General features: G+C 68.0%; 2 protein-coding genes and 1 pseudogene. 1 reads left to right on the top strand and 2 read right to left on the bottom strand.

Features of this window, described 5'->3' with window-relative positions; genetic code table 11:
• Nucleotides 1-423: DUF1800 family protein (locus Q0C81_RS08275; RefSeq protein ID WP_291836303.1), on the bottom strand; the 423-nt coding region annotated here is incomplete at its 3' end.
• Between the two features lie 131 nt (nucleotides 424-554).
• Here Q0C81_RS08275 and gatB point away from each other — a divergent pair.
• Nucleotides 555-2,057, top strand: a complete 1,503-nt coding sequence (gene gatB, locus Q0C81_RS08270) for an Asp-tRNA(Asn)/Glu-tRNA(Gln) amidotransferase subunit GatB (RefSeq protein WP_291836300.1) — start codon at nucleotides 555-557, stop codon at nucleotides 2,055-2,057.
• A 55-nt stretch (nucleotides 2,058-2,112) separates the two neighbouring features.
• On the opposite strand, the pseudogene Q0C81_RS08265 reads toward gatB, so the two are convergent.
• Nucleotides 2,113-2,499 (bottom strand): annotated as a pseudogene (locus Q0C81_RS08265) (TonB-dependent receptor); the annotation flags it as partial.

Raw genomic sequence — 2,499 nt, 5'->3', positions numbered from 1 at the left:
GGCCCAGAACAGGGCCCAGCGTTCGGCGAAGCCCGCCTCGGTTTCGGCCCCCAGTTGGGCCCGGGCCAGGAACTCCCGCGCCGTGTCCTGAACCAGGTTGCGGCGGCTGTCGCGGCGGGCGTCGGCGGCCTCCTGCGCGGCGGAGGGCGGGGCGTCCGCCGCCATCGCGGCGGTTCCGGCAACGGCCGGGGCCTCGCGCATCCGCCGGGCCCGCGCTGCTTCCGCCTGATAATCCTGATAGGCCTCCAGCCGCTGTTCGGAGGTCTCGAACGCGCCCGGCGGGATCGGCGCGCCGCCGGGCCGCGCCTGCGCCTCCAGCCAGCCCCTCGGATCCGCCGCGACCGTCGCGATCTCGCCCGGTCGGGCGCCCATCCCGAAGCGGGTCAGGGCGACGGCGGCGTCCAGCGGTCCGGTGCGGGTCATCAAGGCCTCGGGTCGGTGCGCGATAGGGAATGAACGGCCCGCGAACCCTGATCCGTCGCCGCGGCGATGGGAAGCCGTTTTCCGCCCTCCGATTTCTTGACCCCGCCGGGCCGGTAGGCCATCTGGACCCCATGACCGACACCGTTTCGAACACCAAGACCATCCAGGGCCGCACCGGCCCGTGGGAACTCGTCATGGGGCTGGAAATCCACGCCCAGGTGGCGTCGAAGGCCAAGCTCTTCTCGGGCGCCGCCGTCGGCTTCGGCGCGGGTCCGAACGAGCAGGTGTCGCTGGTCGACGCGGGCTTCCCCGGCATGCTGCCGACGCTGAACAAACACTGCGTCGAACAGGCGGTGAAATCGGGCCTCGGCCTGAAGGCGCAGATCAATCTGCGCAGCCAGTTCGACCGCAAGAACTACTTCTATCCCGACCTGCCCACCGGCTATCAGATCAGCCAGCTGTTCTATCCGATCGTCGGCGAAGGCGTCGTCGAGGTCGAGGCCGAGGACGGCTCCTTCTTCAATGTCGGCATCGAGCGCCTGCACCTGGAACAGGACGCGGGCAAGCTGATCCACGACCTGTCGCCGACCGAAAGCTTCGTCGACCTGAACCGCGCGGGCACGGCCCTGATGGAGATCGTCTCGCGCCCCGACATCCGTTCGCCGGATGAGGCGGTCGCCTACGTCAAGAAGATCCGCACCATCCTGATGTACCTGGGCACCTGCGACGGGGACATGGAGAAGGGCAACCTGCGCGCCGACGTCAACGTCTCGGTCTGCCGCCCTGGCCAGTACGAGAAGTTCAAGGCCACCGGCGACTTCAGCCACCTGGGCACGCGCTGCGAGATCAAGAACGTCAACTCGTTCCGCTTCATCTCCCAGGCCATCCAGTACGAGGCGCGCCGCCAGATCGAGATCCTCGAGGACGGCGGCAAGATCGACCAGGAGACCCGTCTCTACGATCCGACCGCCGGCGAAACCCGTTCCATGCGGTCCAAGGAAGAGGCGATGGACTATCGCTACTTCCCCGACCCCGACCTGCTGCCGCTCGAGCTGGAGCAGGCCTGGATCGACGAGATCAAGGCCGGCCTGCCGGAACTCCCGGACGAGAAGCGCCGTCGCCTGATGAGCCAGTACGGCCTGTCGCAATACGACGCCGTGGTCCTGATCTCGGATCAGGCCAAGGCCGACTATTTCGAGCAGGCCGCGAAGGGCCGCGACGCCAAGCTGGTGTCCAACTGGGTCACCAACGAGGTCTCCGCCCGTCTGGCCGCCGACGGCAAGGACTTCAGCGAGAACACCCTGCCGGCCGCCCATGTGGCCCAACTGGTCGAGCTGATCGAGACCAATGTGATCTCGTCCAAGATCGCCAAGGAAGTCTTCGACCACGTCTGGAACGGCGAGGGCAGTCCGGCTGAGGTCGTCGAGAAGCACGGCCTCAAACAGGTCACCGACACCGGCGCCATCGAGAAGGCCGTCGACGACATCATCGCCGCCAACCCCGACAAGGCCGCCGCCGTCGCCGAGAAGCCCCAGGCCCTCGGCTGGTTCGTCGGCCAGGTCATGAAGGCCACCGGCGGCAAGGCCAATCCGGCCGCGGTGAACGACATCCTCAAGGCCAAGCTGGGCCTCTGAAACGCAAATCGGGGCCGCGTTCGCCGCGGCCCCGATCGCTTGTCTCCACCTGCCCCTAGAAAGACGCGGTGACGCTCAGCGTGACCGTGCGCGGCGCGCCGTAGAAGCCGATGACCGAATCGCCGGTGATCGCGCCCGGGAAGTTGTAGCCGCCCGCGCGATAGCGCTCGTCGCCCAGGTTCCGGCCGGCCAGGCTGACGCGATAGCCGCCGTCCGGGGCGGTCCACATCAGGGTCGCGTCATAGAGCCAGTAGGAGCCCTGATCGAGCAGCGGGATGGCTGTCTCGAACATCTGGGTCGCGCCGCGGTACGAGGCGGTCGGCGTGAAGATCACCGAACCCTTGTCGCCCAGGTCCAGGCTGTGGGGCAGGGCGACCGAGGCGGTCCAGTCGGGCGTGTTCTGGAATTTGCGCTGGTCGGCCATGTTCTCGCGCAGGCCGGT

Source organism: Brevundimonas sp. (genome assembly GCF_023259385.1).
In the GTDB taxonomy this organism is placed as follows: domain Bacteria; phylum Pseudomonadota; class Alphaproteobacteria; order Caulobacterales; family Caulobacteraceae; genus Brevundimonas.
The sequence above is the reverse complement of the archived record's forward strand: the minus strand, read 5'-3'. Positions and strand labels throughout refer to the sequence as shown.